Annotated in this window: 19 protein-coding genes, 2 tRNA genes, 1 pseudogene and 1 other annotated feature; of the genes and pseudogenes, 7 read left to right on the forward strand and 15 right to left on the reverse strand. The window is 65.3% G+C overall.

The window, feature by feature from the left end; all coding sequences use genetic code 11:
* Positions 1 to 14 precede the first annotated feature (14 nt).
* Entirely contained in the window at positions 15 to 1,355 is a 1,341-nt protein-coding gene (locus U0177_RS07000; RefSeq protein ID WP_409569879.1) for a M20/M25/M40 family metallo-hydrolase, read from the reverse strand.
* Between the two features lie 137 nt (positions 1,356 to 1,492).
* Here U0177_RS07000 and U0177_RS07005 point away from each other — a divergent pair, with 137 nt between their 5' ends.
* From U0177_RS07005 to add, 3 genes are all read left to right on the forward strand, one after another.
* Positions 1,493 to 3,301 (forward strand): peptide ABC transporter substrate-binding protein, encoded by a 1,809-nt coding sequence (locus U0177_RS07005; protein ID WP_409569880.1) that lies wholly within the window; start codon positions 1,493 to 1,495, stop codon positions 3,299 to 3,301.
* A 98-nt stretch (positions 3,302 to 3,399) separates the two neighbouring features.
* Positions 3,400 to 3,816, forward strand: a complete 417-nt coding sequence (locus U0177_RS07010) for a VanZ family protein (protein ID WP_409569881.1) — start codon at positions 3,400 to 3,402, stop codon at positions 3,814 to 3,816.
* Between the two features lie 64 nt (positions 3,817 to 3,880).
* Positions 3,881 to 4,918 (forward strand): adenosine deaminase, encoded by a 1,038-nt coding sequence (gene add, locus U0177_RS07015; protein WP_409569882.1) that lies wholly within the window; start codon positions 3,881 to 3,883, stop codon positions 4,916 to 4,918.
* Between the two features lie 18 nt (positions 4,919 to 4,936).
* On the opposite strand, the gene U0177_RS07020 is transcribed toward add, so the two are convergent.
* A complete protein-coding gene (locus tag U0177_RS07020; RefSeq protein ID WP_409569883.1) occupies positions 4,937 to 5,353 on the reverse strand; it encodes an OsmC family protein in 417 nt (138 codons plus the stop codon).
* Between the two features lie 124 nt (positions 5,354 to 5,477).
* On the reverse strand, positions 5,478 to 6,674 hold the full coding sequence (locus tag U0177_RS07025) for an NAD(P)/FAD-dependent oxidoreductase (protein WP_409569884.1): 1,197 nt from the start codon (positions 6,672 to 6,674) through the stop codon (positions 5,478 to 5,480).
* Between the two features lie 215 nt (positions 6,675 to 6,889).
* Here U0177_RS07025 and U0177_RS07030 point away from each other — a divergent pair, with 215 nt between their 5' ends.
* Positions 6,890 to 8,248: a M20/M25/M40 family metallo-hydrolase gene (locus U0177_RS07030; protein ID WP_409569885.1), complete on the forward strand. Its 1,359-nt coding sequence runs from the start codon at positions 6,890 to 6,892 to the stop codon at positions 8,246 to 8,248.
* A gap of 120 nt (positions 8,249 to 8,368) precedes the next feature.
* A complete protein-coding gene (gene dprA, locus U0177_RS07035; RefSeq protein WP_409569886.1) occupies positions 8,369 to 9,478 on the forward strand; it encodes a DNA-processing protein DprA in 1,110 nt (369 codons plus the stop codon).
* A gap of 8 nt (positions 9,479 to 9,486) precedes the next feature.
* Here dprA and U0177_RS07040 read toward each other — a convergent pair whose 3' ends face one another.
* Entirely contained in the window at positions 9,487 to 10,896 is a 1,410-nt protein-coding gene (locus U0177_RS07040) for a hypothetical protein (protein WP_409569887.1), read from the reverse strand.
* Between the two features lie 403 nt (positions 10,897 to 11,299).
* On the opposite strand from U0177_RS07040, the gene U0177_RS07045 reads away from it, so the two are divergent.
* Complete coding sequence (locus U0177_RS07045) at positions 11,300 to 11,971, forward strand: hypothetical protein (RefSeq protein WP_409569888.1); 672 nt, start codon at positions 11,300 to 11,302, stop codon at positions 11,969 to 11,971.
* Between the two features lie 17 nt (positions 11,972 to 11,988).
* Here U0177_RS07045 and U0177_RS07050 read toward each other — a convergent pair whose 3' ends face one another.
* The 11 genes and pseudogenes from U0177_RS07050 to U0177_RS07100 all read right to left on the reverse strand — a co-directional run bounded on the left by U0177_RS07050 (position 11,989) and on the right by U0177_RS07100 (position 20,091).
* A complete protein-coding gene (locus U0177_RS07050) occupies positions 11,989 to 13,275 on the reverse strand; it encodes a glycosyltransferase 87 family protein (RefSeq protein ID WP_409569889.1) in 1,287 nt (428 codons plus the stop codon).
* Between the two features lie 195 nt (positions 13,276 to 13,470).
* Positions 13,471 to 13,878 (reverse strand): 50S ribosomal protein L7/L12, encoded by a 408-nt coding sequence (rplL, locus tag U0177_RS07055; protein ID WP_409569890.1) that lies wholly within the window; start codon positions 13,876 to 13,878, stop codon positions 13,471 to 13,473.
* A 46-nt stretch (positions 13,879 to 13,924) separates the two neighbouring features.
* On the reverse strand, positions 13,925 to 14,464 hold the full coding sequence (gene rplJ, locus U0177_RS07060; protein WP_409569891.1) for a 50S ribosomal protein L10: 540 nt from the start codon (positions 14,462 to 14,464) through the stop codon (positions 13,925 to 13,927).
* Between the two features lie 29 nt (positions 14,465 to 14,493).
* Positions 14,494 to 14,638 (reverse strand) — a sequence feature (ribosomal protein L10 leader region).
* Positions 14,639 to 14,665: 27 nt separating this feature from the next.
* Complete coding sequence (gene rplA, locus U0177_RS07065) at positions 14,666 to 15,397, reverse strand: 50S ribosomal protein L1 (protein ID WP_409569892.1); 732 nt, start codon at positions 15,395 to 15,397, stop codon at positions 14,666 to 14,668.
* Positions 15,398 to 15,494: 97 nt separating this feature from the next.
* On the reverse strand, positions 15,495 to 15,920 hold the full coding sequence (gene rplK, locus U0177_RS07070; RefSeq protein WP_409569893.1) for a 50S ribosomal protein L11: 426 nt from the start codon (positions 15,918 to 15,920) through the stop codon (positions 15,495 to 15,497).
* A 90-nt stretch (positions 15,921 to 16,010) separates the two neighbouring features.
* Positions 16,011 to 16,589 carry a transcription termination/antitermination protein NusG gene (gene nusG / locus U0177_RS07075; protein ID WP_409569894.1) on the reverse strand — a complete coding sequence of 193 codons (579 nt, stop codon included), beginning with the start codon at positions 16,587 to 16,589 and terminating at the stop codon, positions 16,011 to 16,013.
* An 18-nt stretch (positions 16,590 to 16,607) separates the two neighbouring features.
* Entirely contained in the window at positions 16,608 to 16,838 is a 231-nt protein-coding gene (gene secE, locus U0177_RS07080; RefSeq protein WP_409569895.1) for a preprotein translocase subunit SecE, read from the reverse strand.
* Positions 16,839 to 16,923: 85 nt separating this feature from the next.
* Positions 16,924 to 18,126, reverse strand: a pseudogene (gene tuf, locus U0177_RS07085) (elongation factor Tu).
* Positions 18,127 to 18,216: 90 nt separating this feature from the next.
* Positions 18,217 to 18,292, reverse strand: a tRNA-Thr gene (locus U0177_RS07090).
* Positions 18,293 to 18,369: 77 nt separating this feature from the next.
* Positions 18,370 to 18,455: transfer RNA gene (locus tag U0177_RS07095), tRNA-Tyr, on the reverse strand.
* Positions 18,456 to 18,645: 190 nt separating this feature from the next.
* Complete coding sequence (locus U0177_RS07100) at positions 18,646 to 20,091, reverse strand: dihydrolipoyl dehydrogenase family protein (protein ID WP_409569896.1); 1,446 nt, start codon at positions 20,089 to 20,091, stop codon at positions 18,646 to 18,648.
* 445 nt (positions 20,092 to 20,536) lie between these two features.
* Between U0177_RS07100 and U0177_RS07105 the strand changes: the two genes are divergently transcribed.
* The gene (locus tag U0177_RS07105) at positions 20,537 to 20,827 is read left to right on the forward strand and encodes a DUF4258 domain-containing protein (protein WP_409569897.1); all 291 of its coding nucleotides are present in this window, start codon (positions 20,537 to 20,539) and stop codon (positions 20,825 to 20,827) included.
* Positions 20,828 to 21,069 lie beyond the last annotated feature (242 nt).

Below are 21,069 nucleotides of genomic sequence, written 5' to 3' on the forward strand. Positions count from 1 at the left end.
AGTGCCTGCGGATGTCAAACCGGCGGGGCGGCGCAGGCGTACATCAGCTCGATCAGCAGCTGGCCGTGGCGAATGAGATCGGGCAGCGGGATGTGCTCGTTTGGTGCGTTGGTGGCGCTGTCGGGGCGGGCACAGCCGACTGCAGCCACAGGCACGCCGAGCGCCTCGGCGAAAAAAAACAGCGGCTGATGAAATGGGCCTTGTGGCAGAAGCGGCAGCGGCGCGCTGTACAGGTTCTCGCCGACCAGCCGCAGGCGCTCGATGAACGGGTGCTCGAAGGCGGTATGTACGCCGGGGTAGCCGCCGGGCAGCCGTTCGACCTCGATATCGGCCATGGATTTGGCGTCCAGGTGGGCGCGCAGCATGTCGGCGATCGCCTGGGGGTGCTGGCGCGGCACCAGCTGAAAATCGAGCCGCGCCGCCGCCGCCACTGGAATGATCGGCAGGTCGCTGGCCGGCTCGACGCTCAGGTCGGCCACGTTGCAGGTTGGCAGGGTGGCCTCGGTGCGCACAAGCGCGGCGCCTTCCAGCTCGAACAGAAACTGGTCGAGCTGCCAGGCACGCTTGCGGGCGGCCTCGTCCATCTGCAGCTGGCGCATGGTCTGGTTCTCGCTGCGGCTTGGCCCCTCGACATCGTCGTAGAAACCGTCGATCAGCACTTCTTCCTGGTCGCTCTTCAGCTGGCCGAGCGCCCACAGCAGCCGCCAGAGCGGGTTGGCGACGCTGGTGGCCAGGCCGGGCGGCAGCGCCTGGTTGGTGCCGCGCGCGCGCATCCGCACCTGCAGCAGCCCCTTGGCGCCGGTGTAGCAGAACGGCCGGTCGTCGGCGTCACGCTCGCCACCGGTCGACAGGCAGGCGTCGGCCTTGAACAGCGCGTGCGCTTCGGCCACCGCCGCGCCTAGGCTCGGGCTGCCGCTGAGCGCTTCGCCCTCGGCCAGCACCACCACGCCGCACGGCAGCTCGCCTTCGGTGGCCAGCAGGGTGGCGAGCGCGCTGAGGTGCGCCGCCAGCGGGCCTTTGCCATCGGCCACGCCGCGGCCGTAGAGCGTGCCCTCGCGCTCGGCTAGCTGGAAGGGCTCGTGGTTCCAGGCGCGCCACGGGCCGGCCGGCGCGACGTCGTAGTGGTGGTACAGCAGCAGTGTGAAAGGCGTACGGCCGGGGCGGCGGCCGACGACGATCGGGGCGCCGGGGCTCGCCAGCGTCGTCACGTGAAGCTGGTGCGCGCGCATCACGGCGGCCACCCGCGCGGCTGCGGCGGCCAGCCCCTCGGGCTGGCCAGGGCTGCCCGGCACGTTGATCAGCTGCGCCAGATCGCTCAGCAGGCGATCGGTCGAGATGCGGGCAGGTTCTGTCACATGCCGCTCCAGTATGGCGAGAATGCGGTCATTATAACACAGTGCCTTCGGCCGGCTGGTTGGACAAATTCGCCCAAACAGGGTAGACTCGGTCGGCTGAGTATGGCATTGTTCTACGACATATGGTAACAAACGCTGTGATCCGATATCGACATATGCTCCGCTGGCTCGGTATTGTGGTTGTGCTGGCGCTGCTGCCGGCAGGCTGCGCGATCGAAGGCGGGGTTCCGAATAGCGCGGCCACGCCCAGCCCTGCGCCGATTGGCCAGGCGCCCACGCGCGCGGCCGCTGCCACCGCCACCCCGCCGGCCGAAACCTGGACGGTGGGCCTGCTTGACCAGCCACGCACGCTGCTGCCCTACCAGGCGTCGATCAGCAGCGCGCGCACCGCCGCGCCGGTCGCCGAGCTGCTGTTCCCCTCCCCGGTGCTGTCGTTCAACTACGGCTACACCGGCACCGGCGTGCTCGAACGCATTCCGTCGTTTGAGAATGGCGACGCTGCGGCGCGCAAAGCCGACGTGTACCTCGACGACGCCGGCAGCATCACCACGACGGTCACGCAGATCATCACCCAGGTCGATCAGCTGGTGGTCACCTTCCACTGGAACCCCAAGCTGCGCTGGTCGGACGGCCAGCCCGTCACCGCGGACGACTCGGTGTTTGCCTACGAGAGCGCCAAAGCCGCGCCGCTCAGCGCCGAGATCAGCGACAGGCTCAGCCAGGTGGTGGCGTACGAGCGCGTCGATGACCACACCACGCGCGCGACGCTGCGGCCCGATTTCACCAGCCCGACGTATTTTCTCAGCTACTGGACGCCGCTGCCGCGCCACTTGCTGGCCAGCACGCCGCCTGAACAGCGCTTCGGCGGTGAGTTCGCGCGTAAGCCGGTTGGCTATGGCCCATACGCGCTTGAGAGCCGCGACGAGCGCCAGATCGTGCTGCGGCGCAACCCGTACTACTTCGGGCCGCCCCCGCCAGCCGAGCGCGCCGTGCTGGCGTTCTCGCCGAATATCGAGCTGATGCGCGCTGGCTTGCTGAACGGCAACATCGACGTCGCTGCCGCCGATCGCCCGACGGCCGAACTTATGCCGGCGCTCGATCAAGATCAGTCGGCCGGGCACCTGCGGGCGATCTACCTGCCCAACCCGAACTGGGAGCATATCGACTTCAACCTCGACGTGCCGGATCTGCAGGATGTACGCATCCGCCACGCGATCGCGCTCGGCACCAACCGCGCGGCGATGGCCCAGGCGCTGTTCGCCGGCCACGTGCCGGTGCTGCAGAGCTGGGTGCTGCCTGGCCAGCCCGAGGCCGCGCCCGCCGACCAGCTGGCGCGCTACGAGTATAACCCCGACGAGGCACGCAAATTGCTCGACGACGCTGGCTACAAGGCGACGGATACGGGGATGCGCGCCTCGGCCGATGGCATCACGCTCACCTTTACGCTGCTCACCACCGAAAGCACTCCCGTGCGCCAGCAGATCAGCCAGCTGTTTCAAAACGATATGAAGGCGATCGGCATCGATGTACAGGTTCAGGCGTTGCCCCCCGACGAGCTATTCAGCCCGGATGGCCCACTGTTTCAGCGTCAGTTCGACCTGGTGCTGTTTGGCTGGAGCGCCAGCTCGGATCCGGGCGGCCTGCTGCTATGGAGCTGCACGGCCATCCCGAGCCCCGATAATAATTTTACTGGCGATAACTTTTCCGGCTGGTGCAAGCGCGACGCCAACCGCGCTATACGCGAGGCAGTAACCTCGCTCGACGCCGAGAAGCGCGCGGCCGCGTACCTGCGCCAGCAGCAGCTATGGACGCAAGATCTGCCGGTGCTGCCGCTGTTCCAGCGCCTCAGCGTGGTGCTGGTGGCGCCGGGCGTGCAGGGCCCGCAGCCCGACGCATTGGCGCCGATCACCTGGAATATTGGCGCGTGGAAGCACACGCGGCCCTGACATGCCGATCGGGTGACGCGCGGCCCGCCGCAGCGTTATCTATACAGTGCCGCGCTTGGCGCGGCGCCTGTAGCCGATCAGCTATGGCAGAGGAGCACATGGAAACACAAGCAAACTCGCGGCCCTGGGGGCTGCTCGATACGCTCGCGGCGCGCTGGCTGGCAGTGGCCGCATGGATGGGCCTGATCTTTTTTCTGTCGTCACAGTCGAGCTTGCCGTCGCCCGACGACCCGTGGCTTGATTTTCTGTTGAAGAAGACGGCGCACGCAACCGTGTTTGGCATCCTGGCGCTGCTGTGGTGGCGCGCCCTGCCGGGGATGCGGCTGCGCTGGGGCTGGGCCTGGCTGCTGACGGTGCTGTATGCCGTCAGCGATGAGTTTCATCAATCGTTTGTGGCCAATCGCCACCCTGCGGCACGTGATGTGCTGATCGATGCCTGTGGCGCGGCTGTGATGCTGGCGCTGCTGTGGTGGCGTTTGCGGCGCGGCGCATCCCAGGCGGCTGCCGGGCCGTAGGAAATGGTGCAGCGGCTGTTCGTTTCGCGCGCCGTGCTGCGCGCCGGAAAAGGTTTCAACCCGTATGTCCCTGACGACATATATCGCGGCCATGCCCAAGGTTGAGCTCCATGTGCATCTCGAGGGCTCGGTGCGCCCCGAGACGCTGCTTGAGCTTGCCAGGCGCCACGGCATGCCCCTGCCGGCTCAGACGGTCGCCGGCCTGCGGGAGTGGTACACATTCACCGATTTCGGCCACTTCATCCAGGTGTATCGCCTTCTGTCGGCCTGCATCCGCACGACCGACGACATCGAGCTGGTTGCGCGCGAGTTTCTGGCCGGCCAGGCGGCGCAGAATGTGCGCTACAGCGAGGTGACATACACGGCATATACGCATTATGCCCAGAAGGGCCTGCCGTTTGCCGACCAGCTGGCGGCGCTCAACCGCGCTCGCGCCTGGGCCGTGCGCGAGCTGGGCGTCGATATGGGCCTGATCGTAGATATCGACCGCTCGATGCCCGCCGAGGATAGCCTGCTGGTGGCGGATTGGGCGATCGGCGCGGCAGGCAATGGCGTGGTGGCGCTGGGCCTGGGCGGCCCCGAGGTTGGCCACCCGCCCGAGAAGCACCGCGCCGCGTTTGCGCGCGCGCGCGCCGCCGGCCTGCCGAGCGTGCCGCACGCCGGCGAGACGGAGGGGCCAGCCAGCGTGTGGGGCGCGCTGCGCGCGCTTGGCGCCGTGCGCATAGGCCATGGCGTGCGCTGCCTCGAAGATCCGGCGCTCGTGGCCGAGCTGCGCGACCGCCAGATCCCGCTGGAGGTCTGCCCTTCGAGCAACGTTTGCCTGGGCGTCGCGCCGAGCATGGCCGAGCACCCGCTGCCGCGCCTGCTCGACGCCGGGCTGTATGTGACGCTCAACTCCGACGATCCGCCGATGTTCAATACTACGCTCACCGGCGAGTATCAGGCTGCAGCTGAGACATTCGGCATGGGTGCGGCGGCGCTCGATCGGCTGGCGCTGAATGGCCTCCACGCCGCGCTGCTGCCGCCCGCCGCGCGCCACGCCCTCGAGCGTGAGTTTATCGCCGAATTCGCACGCCTGCGCGCCCAGCACCTCGCGCCGTAGGTGCGTGTAGCTGCCGCGCTACTGCTCGGCCGGCGCGTCGCTCAGCAGCTCGGCGGCGAAGGTTACCACTACATCGGGCGAGAGCGACGCGCGTACCGAGCAGTACTTGTTCAGCGACAGGTCGATCGCCCGCTCGATCCGCTCGAGGCTACTCGCCGCAGTGGCCTGGAATAGCAGGTGGATGCGCCGGTATGGCCATGGCGGATCGGCCGCCTGCTCGCCCGACACCACCACCTTCAGCTGCTTGAGGCCGGCGCGCTGCTTATGCAGGATCTCGACGACATCGTGCGCCGCGCAGGCTGCTAATGCGATCAGCAGCGTCTCCGATGGCTTCACGCCGACGTCGGTGGGCGGCGAGAGCACCACGCTGTGCCCGGCGCTGTCGACTCCAAGAAAGCGCTGCTTCTCAACCCAGGTAAGCTCAATCTGTGCCACTGGTGTGCCTTTCATGCCTTTTCTGGCTGGCGCGGCCGTAAACATGGCGCCGCCCAGAAGGAAGTGCGCGAGGAGCGCCGCTCCTCGCGCTCACTGCTCTTCAGATGCCCGCTTGCAGCTGCGATTAAATATGCCCGTGCTTGCGGGTGTACATAAAGTATTTCTCGAACGCCAGCTTGGCCCAGTGCGCCTGCGGCCCAGGAATAATGAACTCGAGATGCCGCGCGCCGACCATATGGTCGCCGAGGATCAGCATGCCCATGTTGCCGGTGTCCATGATACAGTACGCGTGGATCATCGAGAACGGCATGGTCTTGCGCTCGCCGCCGTTGATGTCGGCCGCGATATTGGCCGCCGCAGTCTTGGCCATCACCTCCGAGGGGTAGCCGGTCTTTGGTACGCCGCAGGGCACCTCGGTCTCGCCCGCAGGCGGCACAAACACCGCCACGCCGGCGGCGTAGATCTCGGGGCGCTGTGTATGGCGGTAGCCGTCGTCGGTCTCGATAAAGCCGTTGGCGTTGCCCAGGCCGGGCGTGTTGCGGATTGCGTCGATGCCGAGGAAGCGCGGGATGATCATGGTGAAGGCTGATGGTAGCACCTCGCCGCTGGCCAGCGCCACGCTGTCGGGCCGCACCTCCTGCACCACCGCGCTGGTTCGCCAGCTGATGTGCTGCATATTGAAGAACATCTCCGACATCGCCTTGGCGTTGCCAAACCCGCCAATGCCGAAGTGCCCCAGAAATGGCTCGGCCGTGACGAATGTGAGCGGCGCTTTGTCGAGCAGGTGGTGCTTTTTCAGCTGGTAGCGCACGTTGAAGATAAACTCGTACGCCGCGCCGAAGCACGCCGCGCCCTGCGATGCGCCGATCACGATTGGCCCGGGGTTCTGCAAAAACTGCTCCCAGGCGTGGCGCGTCTCCTCGGCATGCTCGACATTGCAGATCGACCACGAGTTCTGGCGCGGCCCGAGGCCCGGTACGCTCGCGAAATCGACCTTCGGCCCCGTTGCGATCAGCAGGTAGTCGTACGGCAGATCCCCGCTGGTGCTCTTCACCAGCCGCTGGTCGAGATCGAAGCCGGTGACGCCGGCCTCGACGAAGTTGATCTGGTGCTCGGCGTAGACCGGCCGCACGTCAAAGCTAATGTCTTGCTTGCTGCGTAGGCCGAATGGGTACCAGATCAGCGAGGGGATAAAGACAAAATCGTGGGTGTTGGCGACGACGGTGATGTCGTGGGCGTCGCCAAGGAGCTCGCGCAGCTCGAGCGCGCCGGTGTAGCCGGCAAAGCTGGTGCCAACGACGACGATTCGTTTGCGTGCCATGATGTTCCTCCTCTGGACGTGGCAGACGGCATTGTCTGCGTTGATGCTATGAGTCGGAGTGAGCCCCACCTATTTGATGCGCGCCATGCCCCGAACGTTACATCGTGGGCATTTGCCATGGCTCGCGCCAAAACGCTCGATCGGCGTCGCTCGCCGGGCGATTCGTGTGTACAATACCTGTCGTTCCGAGGAGCCGTTTTCAGAAAGAGGAAGCCATGGATCAGGCAATCGAACAGTATCTCGCCGCCAATGCCGGCGAGGCTCAGGCGCTGCTCGAGCGGCTGTGCCGCCAGCCCAGCATCGCCGCGCAGGGCGTGGGTATCGACGCTATGGCCGCGCTTGTCGAGGGCCTTCTCGGCGAGGCTGGCTTCGCCACCCGGCGGCTGCTGGCCGATGGCGCGCCGCCGGCGATCTTCGCCGAGCTGAAAGGCCGCAGCCCGTATACGCTGCTGCTCTACAACCACTACGACGTGCAGCCGGCCGAGCCGCTCGAGCTGTGGCACTCGCCGGCGTTCGAGCCAACCGTGCGCGACGGCAAGCTGTTCGCGCGCGGCTCGTCCGACAACAAGGGCGAGATCGCCGCGCGCCTGGCGGCCATTCGCGCGCTGCGCGTAGCCTACGGCGAGCTGCCGATCGGCATCAAGTGGATCATCGAGGGCGAGGAAGAGATCGGCAGCCCGCACTTCGCGGCGATCGCCGAGCCGTACGCCGAGCTGCTCAAGGCCGACGGCTGCCTGTGGGAAGGTTCGGGCTTTGCCGCGAATGGCCAGCCCGAGCTGCTGCTTGGCACCAAGGGCCTGCTATATGTGCAGCTCGACGTGGCCTGCCTGAGCGGCGACGCGCACTCGGGCAATGCGCCTATTCTGCCGAGCGCGGCCTGGCGGCTGGTGCAGGCGCTGGCCACGCTGCGCTCGCCAGAGGGGCGCGTGCTGATCCCGGGCTTCTACGATGCCGTGCGCCCGCCCTCGGCCGCCGCGCTGGCCGCGCTGGCCGATCAGCCCGACACCACCGAGCAGCTGCGCGAAACCTATGGCGTCGGCCAGTTTGTCGACGCCCTCAGCGGCCAGGCGCTGCGCGAGCGCCAGGCATTCAGCCCTACCTGCAACATTGCCGGCCTGGGCAGCGGCTATACCGGCGAGGGCTCGAAGACGGTGCTGCCTGCCCGTGCAATGGCGAAGATCGACTTCCGCCTCGTGCCCGATCAAGACCCCGACGCGATCTTGGCCGCGCTGCGCGCGCACCTCGATGCGCAGGGCTACGCCGATATCGCGATCAGCACGTTTGGCGCGTGCGAGGCGGTCGTCACGCCGATCGACGACCCGTTCGTGCGCCGCATCGCCACCATCGCCGCCGGCTACAACGGCCAGCCGCCGGTTATCACGCCGCTGATCGGCGGCACGCTGCCATTGCTGAGCGCGCTGCGCCGCTTTGTGGGCTTGCCCGGCCTGTGCGCGCCCGGCAACCCGGTGTACTGGGCGAACGGTATGCACGCGCCCGACGAGCATATTCGCCTGGCTGATCTCGACGAAGCCGTGCGCTTCAACTGCCATATGTTCCAGGCGCTCGGCGCGTAGGCATACGACGCACGCTGGTAATGTGTGCTGGCTATACTGTTACCAAACTGCGGCCTGCAAGGGGGGCGGTGTATCTGCTGCCCCTCTATGCATTCTGGAACTTGGAGTCGGCGGCACACGATGGACAACACGCGCTTCTACCTGGGCTTCAACTTGGTGAATGGCATTGGCCCGGCCCGCCTCGATCGGCTGATCGAGCGCTGTGGCTCGCTCGAGGCGGCCTGGCACGCGACTCCGGCCGAGCTGCAGGCCGCCGGCCTCGATGCGCGGAGCGCCGGGGCGCTGCTGGCGGCGCGGCGCACGCTCGACATCGACGCCGAGATCGAGCGCGCCGACCAGGCTGGCGTGGCGCTCGTCAGCCGCGAGCACGCCAGCTACCCCGCAGCGCTGCGCCAGATCCCCTCTGCGCCGCCGCTGCTGTATGTGCGCGGCCGGCTGGCTCCCTCCGATGGATGGAGCGTCGCGGTGGTTGGCACTCGCTCGCCGACTTCGTATGGCAAAGAGGCGGCGCGGCGGCTGGCCGGCGACCTGGCCGGCGCAGGCGTGACGATCGTAAGCGGCTTGGCGATTGGCGTCGACACAATCGCGCACACCGCTGCGCTCGAGAGCGGCGGGCGCAGCATCGCAGTGCTGGCTTGTGGCGCCGATATGGTGTACCCCGAGCGCAATGCGCGCCTGGCCGAGCAGCTCTGCCAGGCTGGCGCGATCGTCTCGGAATTTCCGCTTGGCGCCAGGCCTACGCCGCAGATGTTCCCGGTGCGTAACCGCCTGATCAGCGGCCTTTCGCTCGGCACGCTGGTTGTCGAGGCCGGCATTGGCAGCGGCGCGCTGATTACGGTTGAGTACGCGCTTGAGCAGGGCCGCGACGTGTTCGCGGTGCCCGGCTCGATATTTTCGAAGGTCAGCCAGGGCACCCACCAGCTCATTCGCAATGGCGCCGCGCTTGTCGGCAGCGCGAACGATATCCTCGAGGCGCTGAACCTGAACACCATCGCGGTGCAGCAGGAAATTCAGCAGGCATTCCCCGACGACCCGGCCGAGGCCGCGCTGCTCGAGCTGGTGTCGTTCGAGCCGCAGCACATCGACGAGCTGCACCGCGCCAGTGGCGCCTCCGTCGCCGAGGTTGCGGCCATGCTGGCGCTGCTGGAGCTGAAGGGCCTGGTGCGCCAGGCCGGCGTGATGCAGTATGTGCGCGTGCGCGAGCTGCCGGCGGCGTACCTCGCGAGCTGAGCCTCGTTCTACTTCGCTACCACCATATAGCTTGGGCCGGGCTGCGCGCTGAGTGCCACCGCGCCGTTCTGGTTGGCGCACGCCAGCGGCGCGCCATCCCACGCGCTGCACGTCACGCTGGCGCCTGGTGTGGCCGCAATGCTTACCGGCTGCGCTTTCGCCGACCAGAACACCGCGATTGTGGCGCCGTCCGGCCGTGCTAGCCAGTAGCCCTCGACGCCGTCCGGCTGGCCTTCCAGCGGCCCCAGGTAGCTCGCGCCGCTCAGCAGCGCGGCCGCGTGGCGGTAGGCGGCGTAGGCTGGTCGCTTGCTCTGCACATTCGCCGGGTCGACCAGCGCGGTATGATAGAAGCTGTCGGTATCGTAGATGTACCATAGGTCGCCGATCAGGCCGTAGCGCAGCGCGCGCGCGTAGTATCGCCCAACCGCGTACGCCTGGGCCTGCTGGCAGCCTGGCGTCGTGCTGCGGCACAGCAGGCCGGTTTCGGTGATCAGCATTGGCTTGCGCGGCACGTTGTAGGCGCTCTGCAGGTCGATCAGGTATTGGGCTTTCCAATCGCGCGCGGTCGATGGCTCGTCGAGCGACCACCAGTACGCGTTGAATGGCAAAATATCGAATGCGTCGGCTGCACCAGCGAGGAAGACGCCTTCGAGAAAACGCGCCGAAGCGCCACTGCCGTTCGCGGGGTTGTACGGGCGGTCGAGCAGCAGGCTGCCATGCAGCACGTAGGCCTGCGGATCGGCGCTCTTGATGGCGGGGTACACTGCCTTCAGCATGGCGCCGTAGGCCCTGCCGCCATAGTATGGGTCGCTTTTCACGCCCCAGCAGCCATAGCCCGAGTCCGACGTAAAGATATACGCGTCGGGCTCGTTGCCGATCTGCCAGAACCGCACATTGTAGGGCGGCTGGCTATAGCGCGCCACTGCAGCGGCCATAAATTCGGCGAAGCGCTGGTACTTGGCCGGGTTGATCGGCGCGCAGTCGGCTCTGTAGGGCGCGGTGGCCCAGCGCGGGCTCGATCGGACGATCAGCAGCAGCGCGCGACCGCGCTGGCTGGCGGCGATCATGTCTGCCTCGGCGAGCTTGACGCTTGGCGCATTCCAGTTGTAGCCGCCGCCCTCGATCGGCTCGACATCGCGCCACAGTAGGTTGTTATCGCTGCGCAGCCAGCTTGCGCCAGCCGCGAGTGCGTCGTCGAAGCCGCGCTCGGGTGTGAAGCTGCTCAGCACCATGCCGAAGACCGACGGCGGGAAGCCGGGCAGCTGGCTGCCTTGCGCGAAGGTGACGAGTGGCATGTAGATCGGGTTGGCCGTGTGGTTCTGGCCGGTGGCGGTGGTGATGCGGAGCAGCGCTGCTACGCAGGCCAGCGCGGCGCCGAGCGCAGCCAGGCGACGGAGACGGAAGGTGCGCGCGATCATGCGAACCTCTCCTGACTTGTATGCAGCGATTACGTCGTGTGATACCAAATTCGCTTGATGACTTAGACTTTGGTGGGGGTTTGGGGGCGGCGAAGCCGCCCTCAAATTTCGTATTGTGTTGCACTCCGTGGCGAAGCCACGTAGGGCAATCTATACGTGATCAAGCGAACAGCGTATGAAACGTGCCGGCGCTGATCCGCCACCCGTTCCGAAACCGCGACCGTACAAGCGCCGACGCGCCCGGCGTGGCAGGGGCAAGTTTTGTGCCGCAGCTCATGTGCGCCTGCTGGCTGGCTCATCCAGCGCCGTGCGCATATTCGAACAGTTTAGTAGCGGCCAGTAGTAGCACGGGAAGATGTAACGCGCATGCCGGGTGCGTGCGCGCTAGCAGGGGTAAGTGAGTATGAGCGATCGATGGGTGCTTTATCATGCCGAGCGTGGCGGCACGCCCGACAGCCAAGGGCAGCTGCTGTATCGCAGCTCGCCCGAGGCGCAGGCTACGCAAACGTTCGTCGGCGGTGCGACTGTGCTCGATACCAGCGCGAATATCCACGACGCCGCCGGGTATTTTTTGCACCCGCGCGTGGCGCCGGTTCTCGATCGCCGGGCTGGCTATGCGCTGCACTTTACGGTGCAGCTGCTGGCCGAGGATCACGCGCCGAGCGACAAGAATGGCGATGGATCTGGCGACCGGGCCGGCTTCAGCGTGATCGCGCTGAGCAGCGACACGCGCGGCATCGAGCTGGGGTTCTGGCTCGACCAGGTGTGGGCTCAGGAGCAAGGAGCCGCCGAGCCGCCCGCCGGCACGCTGTTTACCCACGCCGAGCACGCCCGGTTTGATACAAGCCGCATGGCCAGCTACACGCTGATGGTACGCGACGACGCGTATGCTTTGTCCAGCAATGGGCAGGTGCTGCTAACGGGCCGGCTGCGCGACTACACGGCGTTTGAAGGCCCGGTAAACCCGTACCGCACTCCCAATTTCATCTTTTTGGGCGACGACAGCGGCTCGGCCAGCGCGCTAGTGCGCCTGGCGTATGCCGCGCTTGAGATCGAAGGTGGCGCCAGCAGCTGATGCCGCGCTGCTGTGCGCTAGCTGGAGCGCGCGGCGCTGCGCCAGGGCGCGGCGGCCAGGCGCATTCGAAACCAGGCTGGCGCGCGCTCGAACAGCATCCAGCCAAGCAGCAGCAGCGCCAGCGCATTACGCAGGTTCAGCAGCAGTACGGGCAGCCGGCGCATCTTGATCAGATTGCCGTAGTCAAATGGGAATAGCAGGGTGGTGAGCGCGGCGATCAGCACAATCAGCAGCGCGTGCCGCCGCCGCAGCAGCGGGGCGAATGGCAGCAGCCAGATCAGGTATTGCGGCGAGAACACCTTGTTGGTGATGATGAACGCGAGTAGCGCTGCCGTGGCGTACACCACCAGCGTCTCGATCGCCCCTTCGCTGGGCCGCTCGCCTGGTGTGGTGCGCGGTTGCTGGCGGAAGCTTTGCCACGCGGCTGCGCACACCAGCGCAAATAGCCCCACAAACGCCATAGGCAGCCAGCGCAGCGCCGCAGCCGATGCCGGCGACACCAGGTGCAGCGCGCCGTAGTTGAACTCAAGCTTGGCGGCGGTGAGCCCTAGCACGTGCGCCAGCACGATCGCGCCAGCAGGCAGGCTTTCGAGCTGCAGGCCGCGCAGCTGGTGGTATGTCACGAACGAGCCGATCTGGTGCGGAGCTGCCAGCACAAACGGCAGCGTGGGCGCCAGCGCCCCAACCACGCCGCCGAACGCGAGCTGCGCGAGCCCGCGACGGTTGCCCTGGGCCAGGTAAAACAGCCCGCAGATTGGCAGCAGCACGATCGGGTAGAGCTTGGCAGCCAGGCCTAGGCCCAGCCACACCCCCGCCCACATTGGGCGCGCGCGGGCAACACTCAGCAGCGCCAGCGCCGTCAGCAGCGCCGGAAATAGGTCATAGCGCCAGGGTAGCAGCGGCGCGCCAACGCCCACCAGCGCGGCGTAGATCACGAGCGTTGGCAGGGCGTCGCGCGGGCCGCTGAGGGCCAAAACCACTAGCCCGATCAGCACACTAAAGAATGTATTTTCCAGCAAGAACAGCGCGACATAATCGGTGAACAGCAGGTGGCTGCCGGGCACCAGCAGCCACGGCAGCGCGAATGGCGCCAGCGCCAGCGGCGGGTACTCGATCGCGAAATCGCGGTAGGGGAGCTGGCCGCCCAGCAGCTTCCGCGAATCGTTGAAGTAGAGCAGCAGATCGCCGGTGTGCCACTTGCCCACCACGGGCAGCGTAAACAGCGCCACAACCATCAGCAGCGCCGCCGAGAGGGCCACCAGCACCAGCGCTGGCGCGTTGCGAAACGGGCTTGTCTTGTGCATACTTCTCCTGCAGAGCCTGCCGTGTGGCGGACGAGTACGCCCCAGGCTGCAAGCAAAAAGCGATCCGCAGGCGCCGCCAACTGCGCAGCGCGTAGCGCCGCACAGCGGAGTGCCTACGAATCGCCAGTGATGATCAACAAAAAAGGCGCGGCGTCGCTTACGCGACACCGCGCCCGAGCCTGAGAAGCGACGACGTTACTTGATATCGACGCTCGCGCCGGCCTCGACCAGCTTGGCCTTGGTGGCCTCGGCCTCTTCCTTGGTCACGCCTTCCTTCACCGGCTTAGGCGCGCCCTCGACCAGATCCTTGGCCTCTTTCAGGCCCAGGCCGCTCACCAGCTCGCGCACGACCTTGATCACCTGGATCTTGTTGGCGCCAGCGGCGGTGAGGATCACGTCGAACTCGGTCTTCTCCTCGACCGGGGCCGGGGCCGCAGCCGCGCCATCGCCGCCAGCCGCCGCCGGAGCAGCGCCGGCCGCGAACACCGGCGCCGCCGCCGTGACGCCCCACTTCTCTTCCATCGTCTTCTTCAGCTCGACCAGCTCGAGCACATTCAGCGTCTCGATGCTCTCGATAATGCCGTTAACCTTGTCGCTCGCCATGATAGATCATCTCCTTACGGTGAGTATAACTGTCTAAATGACTGATTTAGGCTGCCGCGGCCTCGTCGGCGGGCTGCAGCTGATCGATGCGCGCTTGCAGAACGTAGAGCACATTGGTGATCGCGGCGTTGAGCACGCCGACCACGCCGGAGACCGGCGCGGACACGCCGCCGACGATCTGGGCCAGCACCTGCTCGCGAGTGGGCAGTGTTGCGACCTGCTCGAGCACATTCGGCCCCATCAGGGTATTGCCGAGCATGCCGCCGCGCACCACAAGCTTCTTCGGGCCTTTATTGAAATCGTTGATCGCCTTGGCGGTCTTCGAGGCGTCTTTAAAGGCGAACGCCAGCGCAGTAGGGCCAGACAGCAGTGGCTCGATCGCTGTATGGCCAGTCTCCTTGGCTGCGCGCAGCGTCAGCGTATTCTTCGCGACGATCAGCTCGGCGCCGGTCTCGCGCAGCCGCCTGCGCAGATCGGTGATCTCGGCGACGGTAAGGCCGCGGTAGTCGGTCACAACTGTGAGCTGAGTGCGTTCCAGCTTATCGGTCAGATCGGCAACCGACTCGATTTTGCGCTGTGTAGCCATTCTGTTCACCTCCCTCCGGTGTATCGTTGATTGTGCAAGAAAAAGGGCCGCCGTGCCCAGACACAGCAGCCCACCAACGGCCACAGGCCGTTATGCTCGGGTTCTGCCTCGGCGGGCGGCGCAGTGCCATTAAGCTCGTGCACCCGCTGTCTAGGGCACTATTCAGTTTGTTGGGCTGCGCCGCAGCACAACGCGGTGTGGTTACGCTGCCTCGCTTGCCGCGCTCATAGCCTGCGCCGCCGCCGGGTCGACGCGAATGCCCGGGCCCATTGTGCTGGTGAAGGTAACGCTGCGCACGAACACGCCCTTGGTGGCGGCCGGCTTTGCAGCGCGCACCGCGTCCATCAGCGCCGCGATATTATCCTGGATCTGCTGCTCGCTGAAGCTGACCTTGCCGACAGCCACATGCAGCAGGCCGGTGCGGTCGTTGCGGAACTCGACGCGGCCGCCGCGCACCTCGCGGATGGTGCGGGGTAGGTCGTCGGGCTGCACGATCGTGCCGCTCTTGGGGTTGGGCATCAGGCCACGCGGCCCAAGCTTGCGGCCGACGCGGCCGACCTTACCCATCATATCGGGCGTGGCGATCGCGATATCGAAGTCGAAGAAGTTCTCTTTGTCGATCCGGCCGATCAGGTCGTCGGCGCCCACGAAATCGGCGCCGGCATCGCGGGCGGCTTGGGCCGCCTCGCCTTGGGCGAACACCAGCACGCGCACGCTTTTACCAGTGCCGTGCGGCAGCGCCACAGTGGTGCGGATGTTCTGGTCGGCGTGGCGTGGGTCGATGCCAAGCCGCAGATGCACTTCGACGGTCGCGTCGAACTTGGTGTACGAGGTGGATTTGATCAGCGCGACTGCCTCTTTTGGATCGTAGAGGCGGGTGCGATCGACCTTTTTCAGCGCGTCGACATACTTCTTGCCATGGTCGCGGGTCATGTCATGCTCCTTGTGGTCAAGCGGGCGCCTGGCCCTCCCACATACAAGTGTTGTGTGTTGAGTTTGATGGTAGCCTGGGGTAGCTCAACACTCAAAGCTACTCTTTGATCGTGATGCCCATGCTGCGGGCGGTGCCGGCCAGGATCTTTTCGGCGCCTTCGACGTCGATAGCATTAAGATCCGACATCTTCTGCTCGGCGAGCTTGCGCAGCTGTTCGCGCGAGATCGAGCCGACCTTCGAGCGGTTCGGCGTGCCCGAGCCTTTGGGGACGCCCGCAGCCTTGCGCAGCAGGTCGGCGGCGGGCGGTGTTTTCAGCACAATCGTAAACGAGCGATCGGAGTACACCGTGATCTCGACCGGAATAACGCTGCCGGCCTGCGACGCGGTCTTCTCGTTATACTCTTTGACGAAGGCCATGATGTTGATGCCATAACCGCCGAGCGCCGGGCCAACCGGCGGGGCCGGAGTGGCCTTGCCGGCCGGAAGCTGCAGCTTCACGACACCAGTGACTTTCTTTGCCACGCTATACTCCTTCGTGATTCGTGTATCGAGCGGCGAAGGACGAAAGACCACCAAAGCTCGTCCTTCGCTCTTCGGTTTTCATCAGAGTGATTAATCGACAAGCCTGGTAACTTGGAGGAAATCGAGCTCGACCGGCGCCTCGCGGCCGAAGAACGACACCAGCACGCGCACGCGGCCGCGCTCGTGATCGATTGCGTCGACCACGCCCTCGAAGTCGGTGAACGGGCCATCGGTGATCTTCACGGCCTGGCCAACCTGGTAGCTGACGCGAACCTTGGGCGCCTCTTCCTCCATCTGCTTGAGGATGGCCTTGACCTCGTTGTCGTCGAGCGGGGTTGGGCGGTTGCCGTGGCCAACGAAGCTCGTGACGCCAGGCGTATTCCGCACGACGTACCACGAGTTGTCGTTCATGCGCATTTGCACAAGCACGTAACCGGGAAACACTTTTTTATGAACAGTGCGACGCTGGCCGTTTTTGATCTCGATCTCTTCCTCGGTTGGCACGATCACGCGAAAGATCTGATCCTGCATCTCCATTGTCTCGATGCGGTGCATCAGATTCTGCCGCACCTTGTTCTCGTAGCCCGAGTAGGTGTGGATCACATACCAGTGGCGGCCGTCGTCGGCCTGGAACTCCGACTCAGCTTGCTTATCGTTTCGATCGGTCACGTCGTCCCTCAGGCCGCGCTACTTCACTGCGTTTTGCAGGCCAATGATCATCAATTGGAACAGTGAGTCGGCGGCGAACAAGACCACACTAATAACAGCAGAAAGCGCAACAACAACTACCGTCAGCCGCACCGTTTCTTCGCGGGTGGGCCAGACGACTTTTTTCATCTCGGAGCGCACTTCGCGGAAGGTGCGAACGAGCGCGTTTTCGTTTTGATCTTTTTCTTTGTCGGTTTTTACGACCGCCATAGAGGTTCCTTTAGCGTACTAGTACGTGCGAAGGTGAGGGCGCGGAGGTAAACGCACCTCGACGACGCCCTCACCCTCGGCGTAGCTACTCGACGATCTTGGTGACGACGCCCGCGCCGACGGTGCGCCCGCCTTCGCGGATCGCGAACCGCAAGCCTTCTTCGATCGCCACCGGCACGATCAGCTCCACGCCCATCTCCACGTTATCCCCCGGCATCACCATCTCCATCCCCTCCGGCAGCGAGATCGACCCCGTCACGTCCGTCGTCCGGATGTAGAACTGTGGCCGGTAACCTGGGAAGAATGGCGTGTGCCGCCCGCCCTCTTCCTTCTTCAGCACGTACACGTTCGCCTTCACCTTCGTGTGCGGCTTGATCGACGTCGGCGCCGCCAGCACCTGCCCGCGCTCCACGTCCGTCCGCTCGATGCCGCGCAGCAGCACCCCCACGTTGTCCCCGGCGATCCCCTCGTCCAGCGTCTTCTGGAACATCTCCACGCCCGTCACCACCGTCTTGCGCGGCGCTTCCTCGCTCATCCCGATGATCTCGATCGTGTCGCCCATCTTCACCTTGCCGCGCTCGATCCGCCCCGTCACCACCGTGCCGCGCCCCTTGATGCCGAACACATCTTCGATCGGCATCAGGTACGGCTGGTCGACCGCGCGCTCGGGTGTGGGGATGTAGCCGTCGACCGCGTCCATCAGCTCGAGGATGCTCTGGTACTCCGGCGCGTTCGGGTCGGTCGAGGCCGACGACAGCGCCGCGAGCGCCTGCCGCGCACGATCGGGATGTCGTCGCCGGGGAAGCTGTTCTTGGTGAGCAGCTCGCGCAGTTCAAGCTCGACGAGCTCAAGCAGCTCGGGGTCGTCCATCATGTCGACCTTGTTGAGGTAGACGACCATGGCGGGCACCTGCACCTGGCGGGCGAGCAGGATGTGCTCGCGGGTTCAGCATGGGGCCGTCGGGGGCGGAGACGACCAGGATGGCGCCGTCCATCTGCGCGGCGCCGGTGATCATGTTTTTGATATAGTCGGCGTGGCCGGGGCAGTCGACGTGGGCATAGTGGCGCTTGTCGGTCTGATATTCGACGTGGCGGATGGCGATGGTAATGCCACGGGCGCGCTCTTCGGGCGCGTTATCGATCTGGTCGTAGGAGGTATACTTGGCAGCGCCCTTCATGGCCAGCACCTTGGTGATGGCGGCGGTGAGGGTGGTTTTGCCGTGGTCGACGTGGCCGATTGTGCCAATGTTGACGTGCGGCTTGGTGCGCTCGAACTTCTGCTTGCCCATTGTTGTTCAAATGCCTCCGTTGCTTCTGCCGCGCTGAAAACAGCGCAAACAAAATAGGAATGATCCGCGCGGCGCGGATCGTCTGAGATCTGGAGCCCATGTCGGGACTCGAACCCGAGACCTCGTCTTTACCAAAGACGTGCTCTACCAACTGAGCTACATGGGCAAAGAAAAGTTTTGAGTGCTGAGTGTTGAATTTTGAATGAGCAACTCAAAACTCAACATTCAAAACTCAAAACTCGTTGGTGGGCCGGGCTGGATTCGAACCAGCGAAGGCGTAAGCCAGCAGATTTACAGTCTGCCCCGGTTGGCCACTTCGGTACCGACCCATATTGAAGCTACCGCACGCGGCAACGGGACGCATTATACGCTACCCGCGCGGTGATGTCAAATGCGTGCGCAACGGCGCAAAGTGGCCTAGTTTTTTCGCAAGCGAGGCCCGCGCAAGGCGGCTTTCTCATGCGTTTGGCCCCTCTCCCGCAAGCAGGAGAGGGGGATGCGGTTGGTGTTGTGGTGCGATCAGGCCGCGCTGCGCTCCCACTCGGCGATGTGCAGGCGCCCAAGCGCGCGCCACGAAGGCGCTAGCGGCACCATGCCCAGCTCGCGCACCACCTGGCGGGCGGTCAGCCCGACGATCGCGGTGTAGGTTGGGTAGGCCAGCTCGAGATCGGCCAGCCGCTCGACGCGCATGTTCGCGGCCATACAGGCGGCGACGATCTGCACGATTTCGACAGCCTGCTCGCCGAACACGTGCGCGCCGACGATCTTGTGCGACTGGCGCGAGACGATCAGCTTGCAGCTGCCCTGCGGCCGGCCGTCGATCACCGCGCGGTCGAGGTCGGCGTAGGGCACTTCGGCCACCACGCAGTCGTAGCGGGCGCGCGCGGCCTGCTCGGTGAGCCCCACGCTGGCGTACTCCGGGTCGGTGAAGCCGCCGTGTGGCACGATCTGGTGGCTGGCGACCCGATCGACACCCAGTATGGCATTTTCGGCGGCGATGCGCCCCTGCTGGCTGCCGCTCTGCACCAGCGGCATGCGCCCGGTGATGTCGCCGGCGGCGTAGATGTGCGCCGCGCTGGTGCGCAGCGTGTTGTCGACCACGACCGCGCCGCGCTCGTGCTGCACCCCGGCTGCCTCCAGGTTAAGCTCCTCGATATTGCCGGTGGTACCGATCGCCAGCACCACCGCCTCGGCTGCGATAGCTGTTGGGCCTTGGCCGGTCGAGAACTGCAGCTCCAGCTCGCCGGCGTGGCGCTCGAGCTGCGTGATGCCGCCGATGCCGGTAATGACTTCGATCCCGCGCTGTGCGAACGCTTCGGCGACCCCGCGCGACACCATCTCGTCTTCGGCCATAAGCAGCCGCGGAGCGATATCGAGCAGCGTCACGCAGGCGCCAAACGCGGCAAACACCGAGGCGAGCTGGCAGCCGGTGGCCGCGCCGCCGATCACCACCAGCGAGCGCGGCAGGCGCTCGAGCGACCAGACATCGGCATAGCTGAGCGTGTGCTCGCCGCCAGGGAAGCCCGGCGAGCGGGCGCGGGCGCCGGCGCAGATAATAAATTTCTCGGCGCTGAGCTGTGTGCCGTCGGCAAGCTCGATCGTGTGCGGGCCGACAAAGCGCGCCTTGCCGGCGCCGACATAGGTGGCCACGCCGCTGTCGCGCAGGTGATCGAGGATCTGCTTCTTGGCATGAACCTCGCCGATGATCTCGCGCGTGCGCCCGATCAGCTGCGCGAAGTCGACCTCGGGGCGGTGCTCGGTGATGCCGTAGTCGCCCAGCTGCTCGGCTTCGCGCATCAGCCGTGCGGCCTTGGCGAGCACGCGCGCCGGCACGCAGCTCTCGTTGGTGCAGTTCCCGCCCAGCCGGCCACGCTCGACCAGCGCCACCTCGACACCCAGCTCGCGCCCGCGCAGCGCGGCCGTGACCCCGGCCGGCCCCCCGCCAATCACAATCAGGTCGAACATTCTGCGCTCCTTCTGTGCACTCGCAGGTGCGATGATGATCGGTCGTATGAATGTTTGTATGAAATTCAAAACACGATATTCATTTCGTGATAAATATAACATTGAGGGCCGCGCGCGTGAAACCGCTTTTGGATGAGGGTTGGAGCCTGACCGGATAGTGAGGCTCCCCGCCATATGGCGGGGTAATATCAACTCCGTTTGATCACTTTCTTTTGGTATGCCTTGCCGAGCAAGGCATACCAAAAGAAATTTCGAGAGCGGCATTGCTGCCCCGAACCCCCAGCATAAAGCGGCGGAAGTATTGCGATACTGCGATCTTTTCTGCCGCGTTTTGTGCGCCGCAGTTAGGCAGCGTGGGGCTATACTCAGCGCAGGGCGGCGCAAGCCGCTGGAGCAGAATGGGGTAGAACGGCGCCTAGCCGGGAGCGGCACCATGGAACCAGCAATGCATCACACCAAGCATGCCGTAGTACGGCGCGCCCAGCGCAACCTTACCGAGCAGGATATTGAGTTTGTCTTTGAGTACGGCCGGTTCATCCGCTGTGCCGGCGCGCTGCACGTATTTTTATGCCGGCGCGATATTCCGAGCGAAAAGGAGCTGTACCAGCGCTATGCGCGGCTGGAAGGCACCACGCTGGTAGTGAACGACACTGGCAGGGTGCCGGTGCTGATCACCACCTATCGCAACCGGCGAGCCTACAAAGGAATCCGCTCGAAAGCCAAGTATCGCCGCTAGTGCGGGCGGGGCCGATGGCATACCAAAAGCAAATTCGGGGGCGGCAATGCCGCCCCCGAATTTGCTTTTGGTGTTGCGCTGCGTGGCCAAGCCACGCAGTGTGTTGCACTACGGAGCGCGGAAAAACCGCACACAGATCAAGTGCGTAACTCCTAATACCAACTCCGTTTGATTACTTGTGTTTTCTGGCGGCGCCCGGCAAGCCGGGCGCCGCACAAGAAAAGAATTGGGGCGGCGAAGCC

The sequence above is a fragment of the Kouleothrix sp. genome, from assembly GCF_046328425.1.
Classification (GTDB): Bacteria; Chloroflexota; Chloroflexia; order Chloroflexales; family Roseiflexaceae; genus Kouleothrix.